At 62.5% G+C, this 15,045-nt stretch carries 11 protein-coding genes and 3 tRNA genes; 11 read left to right on the plus strand and 3 right to left on the minus strand.

All coding sequences use genetic code 11. The features are described from left to right. The first annotated feature begins 244 nt into the window (after positions 1-244). The 8 genes from argF (at position 245) to N687_RS0119630 (ending at position 12,006) form a co-directional block, all read left to right on the plus strand. A complete protein-coding gene (gene argF / locus N687_RS0119590; RefSeq protein WP_035462535.1) occupies positions 245-1,309 on the plus strand; it encodes an ornithine carbamoyltransferase in 1,065 nt (354 codons plus the stop codon). A gap of 6 nt (positions 1,310-1,315) precedes the next feature. Then, positions 1,316-2,611: an argininosuccinate synthase gene (locus tag N687_RS0119595; RefSeq protein WP_051663485.1), complete on the plus strand. Its 1,296-nt coding sequence runs from the start codon at positions 1,316-1,318 to the stop codon at positions 2,609-2,611. Next, the gene (gene argH / locus N687_RS0119600; protein ID WP_029423459.1) at positions 2,608-3,996 is read left to right on the plus strand and encodes an argininosuccinate lyase; all 1,389 of its coding nucleotides are present in this window, start codon (positions 2,608-2,610) and stop codon (positions 3,994-3,996) included. Before N687_RS0119595 ends, argH begins: the two co-directional genes overlap by 4 nt. A gap of 354 nt (positions 3,997-4,350) precedes the next feature. Next, positions 4,351-5,133 (plus strand): hypothetical protein, encoded by a 783-nt coding sequence (locus N687_RS0119605; protein ID WP_029423460.1) that lies wholly within the window; start codon positions 4,351-4,353, stop codon positions 5,131-5,133. After that, positions 5,102-6,286 carry a glycosyltransferase family 4 protein gene (locus N687_RS0119610; protein ID WP_029423461.1) on the plus strand — a complete coding sequence of 395 codons (1,185 nt, stop codon included), beginning with the start codon at positions 5,102-5,104 and terminating at the stop codon, positions 6,284-6,286. The genes N687_RS0119605 and N687_RS0119610 overlap by 32 nt, the downstream gene beginning before the upstream one ends. 158 nt (positions 6,287-6,444) lie before the next feature. After that, positions 6,445-7,656, plus strand: coding sequence for an aspartate kinase (locus tag N687_RS0119615; RefSeq protein WP_029423462.1), 1,212 nt, complete (start codon positions 6,445-6,447; stop codon positions 7,654-7,656). Positions 7,657-8,389: 733 nt separating this feature from the next. Continuing rightward, on the plus strand, positions 8,390-11,425 hold the full coding sequence (fdhF, locus tag N687_RS0119625) for a formate dehydrogenase subunit alpha (RefSeq protein WP_081841592.1): 3,036 nt from the start codon (positions 8,390-8,392) through the stop codon (positions 11,423-11,425). Between the two features lie 14 nt (positions 11,426-11,439). Beyond that, positions 11,440-12,006: a DUF1641 domain-containing protein gene (locus tag N687_RS0119630; protein WP_029423465.1), complete on the plus strand. Its 567-nt coding sequence runs from the start codon at positions 11,440-11,442 to the stop codon at positions 12,004-12,006. Positions 12,007-12,008: 2 nt separating this feature from the next. Here N687_RS0119630 and N687_RS0119635 read toward each other — a convergent pair whose 3' ends face one another. Then, positions 12,009-12,677, minus strand: a complete 669-nt coding sequence (locus N687_RS0119635) for a sulfocyanin-like copper-binding protein (protein ID WP_029423466.1) — start codon at positions 12,675-12,677, stop codon at positions 12,009-12,011. 253 nt (positions 12,678-12,930) lie between these two features. Between N687_RS0119635 and N687_RS0119640 the strand changes: the two genes are divergently transcribed. The 3 genes from N687_RS0119640 to N687_RS0119650 all read left to right on the plus strand — a co-directional run bounded on the left by N687_RS0119640 (position 12,931) and on the right by N687_RS0119650 (position 13,185). Continuing rightward, a tRNA-Ser gene (locus N687_RS0119640) sits at positions 12,931-13,025 on the plus strand. 5 nt (positions 13,026-13,030) lie between these two features. Further along, positions 13,031-13,107: transfer RNA gene (locus tag N687_RS0119645), tRNA-Met, on the plus strand. A gap of 3 nt (positions 13,108-13,110) precedes the next feature. Beyond that, a tRNA-Thr gene (locus N687_RS0119650) sits at positions 13,111-13,185 on the plus strand. A gap of 88 nt (positions 13,186-13,273) precedes the next feature. Here N687_RS0119650 and N687_RS0119655 read toward each other — a convergent pair. Both N687_RS0119655 and N687_RS22620 read right to left on the minus strand, forming a co-directional pair. Beyond that, positions 13,274-14,419, minus strand: a complete 1,146-nt coding sequence (locus N687_RS0119655; protein WP_051663486.1) for a tyrosine-type recombinase/integrase — start codon at positions 14,417-14,419, stop codon at positions 13,274-13,276. A 181-nt stretch (positions 14,420-14,600) separates the two neighbouring features. Beyond that, positions 14,601-15,035, minus strand: a complete 435-nt coding sequence (locus tag N687_RS22620) for an ImmA/IrrE family metallo-endopeptidase (protein ID WP_197029342.1) — start codon at positions 15,033-15,035, stop codon at positions 14,601-14,603. Between the last annotated feature and the right edge of the window lie 10 nt (positions 15,036-15,045).

The raw sequence follows: 15,045 nt of genomic DNA on the forward strand, positions 1-15,045 counted from the left end.
GCAGGCGATGGCCGGGCGATCCGGACACCGCCAGAAGGCACCGGAATCGGAGTGGAACACGGGGCGCACCCCACGCGGGGGGCGCCCCGTGGCTGTTCGGAGAGAGTCCCCGCCAGGGCTGGCGTTCGCGAAGCGTTCTGTCCTCACCGAAATCCCGTATTGATAAACATACGTTATCATGTATAATAATGCACAGGAACGATTGAACATGGCGCGACGGGTGCGCCGGGGGAGGGGCGAGGCGATGAGCGTTCGCAGCATGAGGAGTTCCATCGGGCGCCGGCACGCGACGGTGGTGCCGCTGGGAGAAGGGTACCTGTCGGTGCGACTGCAGAATGCCTTGATGGCGGCCCACCAGTCGCTGTGCGGTCAGGACTTCTTGGATTTCTCCAGCTATTCCAGCGGCGAACTGCGCGCCTTGCTGAAATTGGCGGAGGTCCTGAAGGAAGCGCAAAGGACCGGGTTCACCCACGAACTGTTGGTGGGCAAGACCCTCGGTATGATCTTCGAGAAGGCGTCGACGCGCACGCGCGTATCGTTTGAGGTGGCGATGCTGCAGCTGGGCGGGCACGCCCTGTACCTGCCGAGCGGCACGACGCAGATGGGCCGCGGCGAACCCATCGCGGACACCGCCCGGGTGATGTCCCGCTACGTCGATGCGGTGATGATCCGCACCTTCGGCCATGAGATCGTGCAGGAGTTCGCCGAGTATGCGACCATCCCCGTGATCAACGGGCTCACGGACGAGCATCATCCGTGCCAGGCGCTGTCGGACGCCCTGACGATCCTGGAGCACAAAGGACGCCTCGAGGGCATCACCATCGCATATCTCGGCGATGGCAACAACATGGCCCACTCGCTGTTGCAGCTGGCGCCGAAGCTCGGCATGAACATCCGCGTGGCGTGCCCGAGCGGCTATCTGCCGATGCGGGAGGTCGTGGAGGAGGCCATCCACTGGGGCCAGGCCAACGGCACGCAGGTGCTCGTCACCACCGACCCGCTGCGGGCCATCGAAGACGCGGACGTGGTGTACACGGACGTGTGGGCCAGTATGGGGGCCGAGGCGGAGGCGGAGGAGCGCAAGGAAAAGTTCGCCGACTATCAGGTGAACGCTGAACTGGTGGCGCAGGCCGCGCCGGATTACATCTTCATGCACTGCCTGCCGGCGCACCGGGGCGAAGAGGTGACGGCGGAGATCATCGACGGGCCGCACTCGGTCGTGTTCGATCAGGCCGAGAACCGGCTGCACGTACAGAAAGCCATCTTGTCCGCGCTGATGGCGGACGCGGGCGCATTCGGGGAGGACTGAAATTCGATGGCAGACAAACTGGTGTTGGCGTATTCCGGCGGCCTCGACACGTCGGTCGCCATTCAATGGCTGAAGGAAAAATACGGGTACGACGTCATTGCGATGTGCGTCGACGTGGGCGAGGGCCGGGATCTCGACTTCGTGCAGAAGAAGGCCATCCAGGTGGGGGCGGTGAAGTCCTACCGGATCGACGCCGTAGCCCGCTTCGCCTACGATTTCATCCTGCCGGCGCTGCAGGCCAACGCTCTGTACGAGGGCAAGTACCCGCTGGCGTCCGCCCTGTCGCGTCCGCTCATCTCGCAGCTCTTGGTGGAGCTTGCGGCTCAGGAGGGCGCGGTGGCCGTGGCGCACGGATGCACGGGGAAGGGCAACGACCAGGTGCGGTTCGAAGTGTCGGTGAAGGCTCTCAACCCGTCGCTCAAGGTGATCGCCCCCGTGCGCGAGTGGAGCTGGACGCGGGACGAAGAGATCGAGTACGCGAAACAACACGGCATCCCGATCCCCGTCACGGAGGACAGCCCGTACAGCATCGACGCCAACCTGTGGGGGCGCGCCATCGAGTGCGGCGTGCTGGAGGACCCGTGGGCCGAGGCGCCGGAGGACGCCTATCTGTGGACCACGAGCCCGGAGAAGGCGCCGGATGAACCCGCATACGTGGAGATCTCGTTTGAGCAGGGTGTGCCGGTGGCATTGAATGGCCAGCAGATGCCGTTGCATGAACTCATCCACGCGCTCAATGCCATCGCCGGAGCGCATGGGGTGGGGCGGATCGATCACGTCGAAAACCGCCTGGTCGGCATCAAATCCCGCGAACTGTACGAGTCCCCGGCCGGGGTGGTGCTGGTGCATGCCCACAAAGAGTTGGAGGCCCTCACGCTGACTCGGGAAGTGGCTCAGTTCAAGGCGGGGATCGAGCTGGAGTACCACAAGCTCATCTACAACGGCCTGTGGTTCTCGCCGCTCAAGGCCGCGCTGGACGCGTTCGTGAAGGAGACGCAGAAGGACGTCACCGGCGACGTGCGCGTGAAGCTGTACAAGGGGCACTTCCAGGCGGTCGGCCGCAAGTCGCCGCACTCCCTGTACCGGCATGACCTGGCCACCTACTCGAAGGGGGACGCTTTTGACCACCAGGCCGCGGTCGGCTTCATCACCCTGTGGGGGCTGCCGACGACGGTGTACGCGGGCGTGCACCAGGGCGTGGGCGCGGTGGCGGCGGACGCGCATCCGGTGCACAGCCATGCCATCGAGGCGGAGGAGGCCGCGACGGGAACGGCCGCGGCGGCGGGAGCGCCGACGGCATGAAGCTGTGGGGCGGGCGCTTCACGGAGGAGACCGACAAGCTGGTCGAGCAGTACACGTCGTCGATCACGTTCGACCAACGCCTGGCTGAGGTGGACATCGAGGGCAGCATTGCCCACGCGAAAATGCTCGGGGCGACCGGCATCGTCGCCAAGGAGGAGGCGGACGCGCTGGTGGCGGGGCTCGAGGCCCTGCTGGCGGACGTCCGCCGTGGCGCGGTGTCCTTTCGCGTGGAGGACGAGGACATCCACATGAACGTCGAGCGGTTGCTGCACGAGCGCCTGGGCCCGGTGGCGGGGAAGCTGCACACGGCGCGCAGCCGCAACGACCAGGTGGCGCTCGACATGCACCTGTACATGCGCCGGGCGGCGGCGGAGACGCTGAGCGGCATCCGTGCGCTGCAAGAGGCGTTGGTGGAACAAGCGGATCGACACCTCGGCGTGGTCATCCCCGGCTACACCCACCTGCAGCGGGCGCAACCGGTGCTGTTGTCGCACCACCTGCTGGCGTATTTCTGGATGCTCGAGCGGGACGCGGAGCGCATGGCGGACGTGGTCAAGCGGACGGATCGCATGCCGCTGGGCGCGGGGGCGTTGGCGGGGACGACGCTGCCCATTGACCGCGAGTTCGTCATGCGCGAGCTCGGCTTCACGAAGCTGTACGAGAACTCCCTCGACGCGGTGTCGGACCGGGACTATCTGCTCGACTACCTGTCGGCGGCGAGCATCCTGATGATGCACCTGTCCCGGTTCTCGGAAGAGATGATCCTGTGGATGAGTGAGGAGTTCGGGTGGCTCGAGCTGGCGGACGCGTACTGCACCGGATCGAGCATGATGCCGCAGAAGAAGAACCCGGACGTCCCGGAGCTGGTGCGGGGGAAGACGGGCCGGGTGTACGGGCACCTCTTGGGGCTGCTGACGGTGATGAAGGGCCTGCCGCTGGCGTACAACAAGGACCTGCAGGAGGACAAGGAAGGGGTTTTCGACACCATCGACACGGTGCTGCCGGCCCTGACCTTGTTCACGGGCATGGTGCGGACGATGAAAATTCGGGAGCAGCGGCTGGTGACCGCGTTCGATCGCGATTTCTCCAACGCGACCGACGTGGCGGACTACCTGGTCCAGAAGGGCGTGCCGTTCCGGCAGGCGCACGAGATCGTGGGGAAGCTGGTGCTGCACGCGGTGCAGACGGGCACGAATCTGGCGGGATTGCCGCTGGAGGTGTACGAGGCGGCATCGCCGGCCTTCGGCCCGGACATCTATGACGCCATCGCCTTGCACCGGGTGGTCAACGCGCGCAACGTGCGTGGCGGGACGGGCCTGGAGGCGGTGACGCGCCAGCTCGCCATCGCGCGCGAGGTGCTGGCGAAGGCTCAGGCGCAGGCCTGAGCGAAGGCGCCGTGACCACCGCCGGGATCGACGGCGCCCTCGTCCTCGCCAGGCTGCCGGCTGGATAGCGCCTGTGGGTCACCACCGAGCGGCGGTCGCTGCAAATCGTTCTATCCCCTTTGCGACTCCGATTCCGCCTCCAAATTCCCCTTCCGCGATTGAACCGGGCCGACGCAGGTGACGAGCCGCGTGCGAGATGAGTAGTGTGTGGACAAAACAACGTGGGAGGGCAAGCCGATGGCAGACCGACGCTCACCCATGATGATCTTGTCGTACGACGACGGGCCTTGAGAAGATGATTCCATCGCCTTCCCCATCCGCCGGCGGTTCGGCGTCCCGGGAGAACTGAACATCGTGGCTGATTTGGTGGGAACCCGCCGTTTCCTCACGGCGGAGCAGATTGCGAAGATGGAGCGAGCTGGCTTCGAGATCATCTCTCACACATGCAGCCACAAGACCCTGGTCTCTGTCCCGCTGACGCGGCGCGCGCACAGGGGCGACGACAAACTGTATATGCGCAAGGTCCGACTGACCGACACAGAATGCCGCGTATGGCACGAAGACAGGGCAGAAATCATCCGCACCTTGGGAAAAGGGCGTGATCGATATGGCCGGTACCTGGCGCTGGCTACCCCGCTGCGCAACAACTATCCCGCGGGCGCACTGGTGCGTCTGACCGAATCCGCGGCGGAGTACGAAGTCGCACAGAGTCAACGCGCGTTGCGCAAGCTGGGGTTCCAGGCCGACCACTTCACGTATCCGTTCAACGAATGGGATGAGGAGTGCCGCCGCTTGGTGGCCGCCTACTACGCATCCGCCCGCGGTGGTAACCACGTGGCCATCAATCGCTGGCAACAACTCGACCCGTATACGCTATGTTCGAAGAATTTCATCTATCTTTCCAAACAACAAATCACCAAGCTGTTGGACGAGACGGTCGAGCGGCGCGCACTCCTCATTTTTTATACGCACACGTGGGAGGATGCGTTCTCTGCGCGAAAGCTGGCGTTCCTCTTGCATGAAGCATTGCGCCGCGATATCCGAGTGGTCACTCGCGGGCAGGCGTTAGAATCTCTGGCGTACCGACGAGAGCAAGGTGAATCGCATGCGCGTATGGGTCCTCACGCACGAGTATGAACCGTGGATCATCGGCGGCCTCGGCGTGGTGGCGACGCGGCTATCCCGCGCTCTGGCTGACCTAGACCTTGATGTCACCGTGTTCTCTCGTGGTCATGGTGATCCAAAGGTACGCCGCGAACACAACGTCACCGTGCTGCGCATCCCCAAGCGGGCGCCGTATTATCGCCGAGACCGGCGGCGCTATCGGGGTGGGCCTATCCTCTCGATCGCGAAGCATTTCCATCTGGACTGGCCTGACGTCGTGCACGTGCACAGCGTGGGGTTTACCAACCTCGCATCGCGGCTGCGGCGGCGGACCGGGATGCCGGTCGTCTACACCTGCCATTCCCTTGTTCGCGACGAACCTCCGTCACGCCACAAGTCGATGGTCATGCAGCGTCAAGAACGGCTTTTGACGATGGCGGACCGGATTGCCGTGCCGAGTGAGTGGCAACGCCAAGGCCTCATCGCTGCCTACCCGCACTGTGCCGACAAGGTCATCGTTATCCCCAACGGGGTCGATGTGCCTGAGGAAGTGCAAACGGTGAACCGAATGGCCACGCGGAAAGAAGACTCGGCGATCCGCCTCTTGTTCGCCGGGCGTCTGATAGAAAATAAGGGCATTGAACCGCTTTTGTACGCAGTGGCCCTCCTGAGGCAGCGAGGTCTCCCCGTCATCTTGGACGTCTTCGGCCGTGGCAGCCACAACTATGAGATGTACCTCAAAAAAACCGCGCAACGGCTGAAGATTGCGAACTACGTGCGATGGTGCGGGTTGTATTCACATCACGGCATGGCGGACGTGTACGCCTCCCACGACATCGTGGTGGTCCCGAGCCATGGGGAGTCGTTCGGTCTGGTCGCGCTCGAGGCGATGGCATATGGGATACCCTTGGTGTCCACCCAATCGGGAGGGCTCTCGGACTTTGTCGATGAGCAGGTCGCGGCCATCATTCCCAGGGTCGAAGGAGATGCCATCGCGGACGCGATCTGGAATGCTGTGAAGCAGTCCGAGACGATGACGGCACGCGTTGTTGCAGGGAGATCGCGGGCCGCGCAGTACACGTGGCCGAGCGTGGCACAACGCTACCACGAACTCTTCGCGAATCTGATCCATAACATGGGCCGTTTCAGTTTTGCCACCATGCCTCGTCAATACGACGCGAGGTAAGATATGACCCCGAAGCCCTCGGCACCGCAAGCGAAGGCACCAGCCGCGCAACCCACCATCTGGCTTGCGGTGCGGGCTTTTCGCGTACTTTTGGGCGTTGACCGATGCGGAAGTTCGAAAATATAATGAGTGGAACAGAGAGACGGGGAGCTGGAGAGATGCTGATTGTACAAAAGTACGGGGGAACCTCCGTCGGGAGCATCGAGCGGATTGAGGCGGTAGCGGATCGCATTGCGAGAACGGTGCGAGCGGGTCACCAGGTGGCCGTGGTGGTGTCCGCGATGGGCCACACCACGGACGAGCTGGTAAGTCTAGCACACGCGATCGATCCGGACCCGGACGGCCGAGAAATGGACGCCCTGCTGTCGACGGGCGAGCAGGTCTCGGCAGCGCTGGTGGCCATGGCGCTGCAGAAGCGGGGTTTGGGCGCGCGATCGCTGACGGGCTGGCAGGCGGGCATTCACACGGAGCGGGTGTACGGCGCTGCGAGGATGCTGAACATCGAGACCAAGGTGCTGCGCGAGGCGCTGGAACAAGGCATCATTCCGGTCATCACCGGCTTCCAGGGGATTGCGGGGGATGACGTGACGACCCTGGGCCGCGGCGGGTCGGACACCACGGCGGTCGCAGTGGCCGCGGTGCTGAAGGCAGACGTGTGTGAGATCTACACGGATGTCACGGGTGTCTTCACGACCGATCCGCGCGTCGTCCCGAACGCCCGCAAGCTGACCGAGGTGTCGTACGACGAGATGCTCGAGCTCGCCAACCTGGGTGCGCAGGTGCTGCACCCGCGCGCGGTCGAGAACGCCAAGCAGTTCGAGGTCAAGCTGGTGGTTCGCTCCAGCTTCACGGAGGAGGAAGGAACGTACGTGGTCGAGACCCCCGTTGGATTCGAGAAGAGGAACGTCGTCACAGGCATTGCGTTTGAGCGGGAGGTGGCGCGCATCGCGTTGGTGGGCGTGCCGCTGCAGCGCCACGGGCTGGCGTCGGTGTTCGGGACGCTGGCGGAGCGGAATGTGAATGTCGACGTCATTGTCCAGAGCGTCGTGCAACAGGCGGGCGTGGATGTGTCGTTCACCGTCAAGGAAGAGGATTCGGAGCGGGCGATGCGCATCCTGCGCGACCTGCAGACGGACCTCGGCTACCGCGATCTGGTCCGGGAAGACGGCTTGGCGAAGGTGTCCATCGTCGGCGCGGGGATGATCAGCAACCCTGGTGTCGCGGCGCACATGTTCCAGGTGCTCGCAGACGCGGATATCCCCATCAAGATGGTGTCCACCTCCGAGATCAAGGTTTCGTGCATCATCGCGGCCGCGGAGCTGGAGCGGGCCGTCAAGGCATTGCACGAGGCGTTCATCGAGACAGAGTGAACCCGTCGTTGAGGCCGCGGTCAGCGGGCCGGTCACCGGCGGTGAAGTGGGCTCGCGGCTGGATAGATACGGTCGGCTGACCGCTGAGGCGGGGTCGAATGGGTTGGACATGTTGGATATATGCAAGGTAAGCGCGCCTGTGGGTGCGCTTTTTGATTTAAAGGAGGCATTGGCGAAGGGAGGGGGGCCGCGGGTGGGGGAGGATGAGGTGGTTAAAAACGATTTTATGTTCATCGACCACAAGAGCAGGTCGATTTACAACATCTTTAACGTTATCTCCGGATACGTCCAATCGGATAAAGTGAGAAACTTACTTTATCGAGTGCAGTGACGGCGTCGGCGGGCCCCGATAAATGCAAAGCCGTTTTTATGGGTGCCCTGAGCCGTTCGAATACGTACGATTTGGTTGCAATCTTCCCACGGGCCTGGTCGAATAAATACAAATTCGTTCACAACCGCCTCGACGATGGCGCTCGTGGACATCCCAATTCACCCATTCAGACCCCATTCCCCCCTAAGAACAACCCATTCTCAACCCGTTCGGCTACAGGCCGTGCTGTAACCCATCGTACTTGAGCGTTCGTAGCGATCGTGCGATGCGCGCGGCTGCCGCCCCTGCAGGTGTTTTTTCCTCCTCTCCGTGGGAACCTGATGGAGACAGCAAGCTGCGGACCCGGTATGTATCCCGTGGCCGGGGCCGCACGTTCGGACGTTCGGAGAGGAGGAGTACAACATGGCCGGCGCGACCCATGTGGAAGACAAGACATCTCGTGCCACCGGGCCCGTACTCGCCGTCGGCCCTGCGTCCGCACCCACGCCGGCCCGTGCCGCGGCATCGGCGCCGACCGTGCGGGTGAGCGTCGATGGCCGGGAGGTGGAGGTAGCGGCGGGATCGAACGTGCTCGCCGCGGTGCTGCAGACGGACGAGCGGTTCCCGCACATCTGCTACCATCCGGCGCTGGGGCCGATTCAGACCTGCGACACGTGCATCGCGGAGATCGACGGCAAACTGCAGCGGGCTTGCGCCGTGGAGGCGAGGGACGGGATGCAGGTTCGGACCAAGGCCGTGGCGGCCCGCTGGGCCCGCAAGGAGGCGATGGACCGAATCCTGCACAACCACGAGCTGTACTGCACCGTGTGCGACAACAACAACGGCAACTGCGTCGTGCACAACACGGCGATGGCCATGAACATCGAACACCAGAAGTACCCATTCTCACCGAAGCCGTATGAGCAGGACAACTCCCACCCGTTCTACCGCTACGATCCCGACCAGTGCATCCTCTGCGGCCGCTGCGTCGAGGCGTGCCAGAACCTGCAGGTGAGCGAGGTGCTGTCCATCGACTGGTCGCGGGAGCGCCCGCGGGTCATCTGGGACAATGATGTGCCCATCAACGAATCGTCCTGCGTCTCCTGCGGCCACTGCGTGACGGTGTGCCCGTGCAACGCCCTGATGGAGAAGTCGATGCTGGGCGAGGCCGGGTTTTTGACCGGGATCGATCCCGCTTTACTGGAACGGATGATCCACCTCACCAAGGAGACGGAACCGGGCTATGGGCCCATCTTCACCGTCTCCGAGGTGGAGGCGAAGATGCGCGAGGCCCGCATCCAGCGGACGAAGACCGTCTGTACGTACTGCGGTGTTGGCTGCAGCTTCGACATCTGGACGAAGGGCCGAAAGATCCTGAGGGTCCAACCGCAGATGGAGGCCCCGGCCAACCAGATCTCCACCTGCGTCAAAGGCAAGTTCGGGTGGGAGTGGGTGAACCATCGGGATCGACTGCTCACGCCGCTCATCCGCCGAGGGGACGAGTTCGTGCCCGCCACCTGGGACGAGGCCCTGGACCTGGTGGCGCAGCGGCTCACCGAGATCAAGCAGAGGTACGGGCCGGATGCCATCGGGTACATCTCGTCGTCAAAATGCACCAATGAGGAAAACTACCTGATGCAGAAGTTCGCCCGCGCCGTCATGGGCACGAACAACATCGACAACTGCTCGCGGTACTGCCAGACCCCGGCCACCGAGGGGCTGCACCGCACCGTCGGGTACGGCGGAGACTCGGGTTCCATCCGTGACATCGAGATGGCCGATTTGGTCATCGTGATCGGCGCCAACCCGGCCGAGTCGCACCCGGTGCTCTCCACGCGCGTCCGGCGGGCGCACAAAAAACGCGGCCAGAAGCTGATTGTCGCCGACCTGCGCCGGCACGACCTGGCCCGCCGGGCAGACCTGTACCTGCACCCCAATCCGGGTACGGACCTGGTGTGGATCAGCGCGGTCACCAAATATATCCTCGATCAGGGCTGGGAGGATAAAGATTTTCTGCGCGAACACGTCAACGGCTTGGAGGCATTTCGTGCTTCCCTCGAACCGTATACGCTCGATCACGCCGCCGAAGTGACGGGTATCGGCAAGGACGATCTGATCCGCGTCGCCGAGATGATCCACCAGGCGAGCACCACCTGCATCCTGTGGGCGATGGGCATCACTCAGCACGTGGGTGGCAGCGAGACGTCGACGGCCATCTGCAACCTGCTGCTGGTGACCGGCAACTTCGGCCGACCGGGCACCGGCGCGTATCCGCTGCGCGGCCACAACAACGTCCAGGGCGCGGGGGATTTCGGCTGCGCACCGCTGTACCTGCCGGGTTACGAACGGGTGGACGACCCAGCGGTGCGTGACAAGTACGAGCGTGCCTGGGGTGTGAAGCTGCCGGAGACCCCCGGGATCGACAATCATCAGATGGTGGAGAAGATCCACACAGGCGAGCTGAAGGCGATGTACATCATGGGCGAGGAGATGGCCCTCGTCGACTCGAACGCCAACCACGTCCAAGCGGCGTTCGAGAAGTTGGAGTTCTTGGTCGTCCAGGACGTGTTCTTCAGCAAGACCGCGCAATTCGCGGACGTGGTGCTGCCGGCCTGTCCAAGCCTGGAGAAGGACGGGACGTTCACCAATACGGAGCGGCGCATCCAGCGCCTGTACAAGGTATTCGATCCGCTCGGCGACTCCAAACCGGACTGGCAGATCTTCTGCGAGCTGGCAAACCGCCTGGGCGCGAACTGGACGTACACCCACCCGTCGGAGATCATGGCGGAGGCGGCCTCGTTGGCGGAATTGTTCCGGGGCGTCTCCTACGAGCGGCTGGAAGGGTACCGCAGCTTGCAGTGGCCAGTGCATGAAGACGGAACGGACACGCCGCTGCTCTATACGGACGGGTTTCCCTTCCCGGACGGAAAGGCCCGTCTGTATCCCGTGTCGTGGAAGCCCCCGATTGAGATGCCCGCGGAGTATGACGTGCACGTGAACAACGGCCGCATTCTGGAACACTTTCACGAGGGCAATCTCACGTACCGGGTGCGGGGCATCGTGCGCAAGGTCCCGACGGCGTACGTGGAGGTCTCGCCGGAGCTGGCGGCGGAGCGCGGCATCCGGGACGGGGCGTTGGTGCGCCTCACGTCCCCGTACGGCAGCGTGAAGCTGCGGGCGGTCGTCACAGACCGCGTGCAGGGCAACGAACTGTATCTACCGATGAACACATGGCACGACGACGAGGCCGTGAACTACCTGACGAGCAGTTACCACGACGACGTCACCCACACCCCGGCGTACAAGGAGGTCCAGGTGCGGCTGGAGGTCCTAGAGCCGGACGGAGAGTCCCCCATGGTCAAGGGCAATTTCCGGCTGGGCCATCCGAATCCGCAGCCAGGCGTGCGGGTGGAGGAGAAGTGGAAGCGTGCGGACTACCAGCCGCTCGTCGAGGTGTGAGGAGGGGAGCGCAGATGGCCAAGGCGATTCAGACCGTGCGCTGGCCGGAACCGGATCCGGCCGCGGAGGCAGCGGCGCAGCGGGCAAGGTTGCACAATGTGGCGGCGGAAGAAGCACAGGCCTTGGAGAAGATGATGCGGTTGTTGGGGCACCTGGACGACGCGGGGCTGCTCGACATCGCCAATGCCCTGCTGGCACAGGGCGGGCAGGTGATGGAGATCATCGTCCGCCAGGCGGAAAAGCCGGGCACCTTGGGGTTGTTAAAAAGCGCGATCGCGTTGACACAGGGATTGAGCCAGGCAGACCCGCAGGCCTTGCGCCACCTGTTTGCCGGCCTGTCGGCCGCGGGAGAGGCGGCAGGGGAGGCCTCGCGCGGCGGGCGGCCCCATCAGGTAGGCGGAGTCTTCGGCCTGTGGCGCGCGATGCGGGACCCGGATGTGGCCGCCGGCCTCGGCGTGATGATGGAGATGCTTCGCGGCATCGGGGCCAGCGTCCGGCGTGCCGGTGAGGCAGCGGACGGGGCCGGGGCTCGAGAGGGCGCGAGAGACACGGACGGGGACCTAGGGAAAAGCCGGCGGTGAGGTCAGCCGCCGGCCACGAGGGTGCGGCCGCCGTCGTGCAATTGCGGTGTGGTGACGTCGGTGGAGACGTTGAGGATGGCGAGAATGCCGTCGCGGTGCCCCGGTGTGGCGCAGACGATGGCGTAGCGTCCTGGCGTGCGGCCCTTAAAGAGAAAGGACTGGGTGTCGCCGACTGCACCGTGTCCGATCACGTGCCGGTCCTGCGCCGCCGCACCGAGTGCCGTGTCGTAGGTCACCAGCATGGCGCTGTGCAGGGTGTTGTCGTTGTGGAAATCGACGTTCACCTGCCAGCCTTGCGGGATGGTGAGTGTGGGCGGGCGTACGGCGGAGGCACGCAGGGACTGACGCCGGTTGGGGTCGGCCGCGGTCAGGCGGAAGCGAACGGTGTGGCGGGCGGGATCGATCTGAATGCTCGAATCGGCGATCACCTGTTGGCGCACATACAACTCGGGCTTGGTCGGGTTCACGGGCAGCCGATCCCCGGGAATGTCTCGCAGGTCGGTGGCAGCCGAGGCCCAGCCGGCGGCTGCGTTGAGGGCGCGCCCATTTTCGCTGATTCTGTCCGTACAGGCTGGGACCAAGGCGACGAGTGCCAGGGCAGCCACTGTGCTGGCCATGCGGTGGAGCCGAGGATGGACAGGACGATGAGGGCGGCTGTGTGAACGCTGCATGCCAACTTCCTCCTTGAAACCACGTGCTTTCCGCTGGATGTCACGTATAAGATGTAAGGTCCCTTCTGGGCGGAATTTTATACCGGGTCCGTTGGGCGATTGGCCGTCCGGCTGACCCTTTCCGAGGTTGAGGACAGGCAAAATTTGGCGTGCGCGCAGCGCAAAAAATTTGCGGCGCCCCTCTTGATAGGACGAGCGGATCATGCTAACATACTCACTGTCGCGTTACCCATCCGTCCTGTTTCGAGCACTTGGAGAGATGTCCGAGTTGGTCGAAGGAGCACGACTGGAAATCGTGTAGGTGGGCTTAAACCCGCCTCGAGGGTTCGAATCCCTCTCTCTCCGCCACGAGTGGCGGCGTAGCTCAGCTGGTCAGAGCACACGGTTCATACCCGTGGCGTCGGTGGTTCGAATCCACCCGCCGCCACCAAACGCCACCTTGGCTCAGGGGTAGAGCGGCTCACTCGTAATGAGCAGGTCGTCGGTTCGAATCCGACAGGTGGCTCCACGAAAAACCCAGAAATGGCGCGGTGTTTCGAGGATCTTTGAATCCGACGAACACCGCGCCATTCGCGTTCTGTGCGCCTTCAGTGCGCCTATTTTCTTTTGTCCGCCTCCTGTGCACCGAGGAACATCTGCATGGTTGCAGCAACCTGGTTTTGCATTGTGGGGAGGACATGGGTGTAACGGTCCAAGGTCAACGTGGTATTCGCGTGCCCAAGGCGTTCCGCGACAAGCTTGGGATGCGTGTTCGCCGCCAAAAGGAGCGTTGCCACCGTATGACGCAAATCGTAAATCCGAATGGATTCCGGCAAGCCGAGATCCCTCAGAACCGGTTTGAAGTACCGCCGCGCGATGTTGTGTTGATCGCTGTATCCCCCAAAAGAATTGGGGAACACCAGATTGTTGTCCTCCCAGTATTGGCCTGCCTTTAACCGTTCCTGCGCAATGTGCGCCTTGTGAGCCTTCAAAGTTGCCACGGTGTTGGGTGTTATGACTACACTTCTTCGGGACTTTGCGGTCTTTCCTTCGCCCATATACAATTTTGGCCGTCCAGTGCTCAGGGCCTTGTTGATCTGGATTACGCCGTTCTCCAGGTCTACGTCATCCCATGTTAGTGCCAGCGCCTCTCCTGGCCTCATCCCCGTGTCGAGCAACAGCAGGAAGTACGCACCGTAACGATTGCCCTGTATGGCTGCGATGAACTTGCTGACTTCTTCCGGTGATAACGGCCGCATCTCGCGGCGAGGGACTTTCGGTGGCTCAGCCAGGGAAGCCACATTACGGGCTACCAATCCCCATTTCTCAGCTTGAGACAAGGCGGAATGCAATATGGCATGACATTTTCGCGCGATGTGCGGTCCGTTGTTTGTTTCGATGTCGTTGTAGGCTTTCTGAACCTGGTCTGGCCTTAATTCGGAGAGCTTGATATGACCAATGCGGGGGACGAGGTACTGTGATATTGCGATCTCATAATCATCTCGGGTTCGCTCCCGAATCCTTCTGGCAGCCACATCATTCAGCCAGCGAGTAAGGTATTGTGCCAGATTTTCTTTTGATGGGGCCAGGAACGTCCCTTGCGCCTTGTCGGATAGTTGTTCCGCCAGCCATGCTTCGGCTTCCTTTTTCTTGTCAAACGTCTTAGATAGCCAGTGACGCTTCCCATCCGGTCCCTTTCCAACGTATACGCGCGCAAGGTACTTGCCATTGTCCCGTTTCCGTATCTGTCCACGTCTTGGCATTGGTTGGTCCCTCGCTACATTCGAAATGGAACGGGAATCGAAATGCACGTCTGTTCACACAAGTGCAAGGAAGTATGCGTGTCGCAGGGAATACTACTTCAACCTCCGCCTCATTTCCACCACGACACCGAGCACGAACACTTGCGAAGCTGAAGAGACCATTGGTTCTACTTGAAGTGCTCTACGCGCACATGCGCCTAATTTCTAATCGAATCGCTGCGATCTCTGGAGTAACGCAGAGATGTTCCGCAATCTCCACAATCGATCCGCACGTGCGCTTCAACGCGACATCCAGTTCCTCATCAGAGATCAGGAAGCGTGCGGCCCACTTCAATGCTCTCCGCTCATCCCGGCTAAGTTCCATCCGGTCACCGTAAGAGGCGAACGGTTTGGTGAATTTGGAACGCGGAACCGTGAAATAATGGCCGAGCTCTTCGGCCAGGACACAACGGTGAAGAATAGGGTGAAAATCGAGCATGACATCCAAAACAATGAATGACTTATCCCGATTCCGATCGTAGAAGTACAATCCGTACAGCTTACGGTCTTGGTAATCTAGATGGTCGTATTTCAAATGTATACCTTCCCGCTGAATAACTTCGAGCAGTCTTTCCAATGCTATCACC

This window comes from Alicyclobacillus macrosporangiidus CPP55 (assembly GCF_000702485.1).
Classification (GTDB): domain Bacteria; phylum Bacillota; class Bacilli; order Alicyclobacillales; family Alicyclobacillaceae; genus Alicyclobacillus_H; species Alicyclobacillus_H macrosporangiidus_B.

Coding starts and splice junctions, on each gene's coding strand:
- argF (WP_035462535.1), top strand. CDS start 245: ATGAGCGTTCGCAGCATGAGGAGTTCCATCGGGCGCCGGCACGCGACG.
- N687_RS0119595 (WP_051663485.1), top strand. CDS start 1,316: ATGGCAGACAAACTGGTGTTGGCGTATTCCGGCGGCCTCGACACGTCG.
- argH (WP_029423459.1), top strand. CDS start 2,608: ATGAAGCTGTGGGGCGGGCGCTTCACGGAGGAGACCGACAAGCTGGTC.
- N687_RS0119610 (WP_029423461.1), top strand. CDS start 5,102: ATGCGCGTATGGGTCCTCACGCACGAGTATGAACCGTGGATCATCGGC.
- N687_RS0119615 (WP_029423462.1), top strand. CDS start 6,445: ATGCTGATTGTACAAAAGTACGGGGGAACCTCCGTCGGGAGCATCGAG.
- fdhF (WP_081841592.1), top strand. CDS start 8,390: ATGGCCGGCGCGACCCATGTGGAAGACAAGACATCTCGTGCCACCGGG.
- N687_RS0119630 (WP_029423465.1), top strand. CDS start 11,440: ATGGCCAAGGCGATTCAGACCGTGCGCTGGCCGGAACCGGATCCGGCC.
- N687_RS0119635 (WP_029423466.1), bottom strand. CDS start 12,677: ATGCAGCGTTCACACAGCCGCCCTCATCGTCCTGTCCATCCTCGGCTC.
- N687_RS0119655 (WP_051663486.1), bottom strand. CDS start 14,419: ATGCCAAGACGTGGACAGATACGGAAACGGGACAATGGCAAGTACCTT.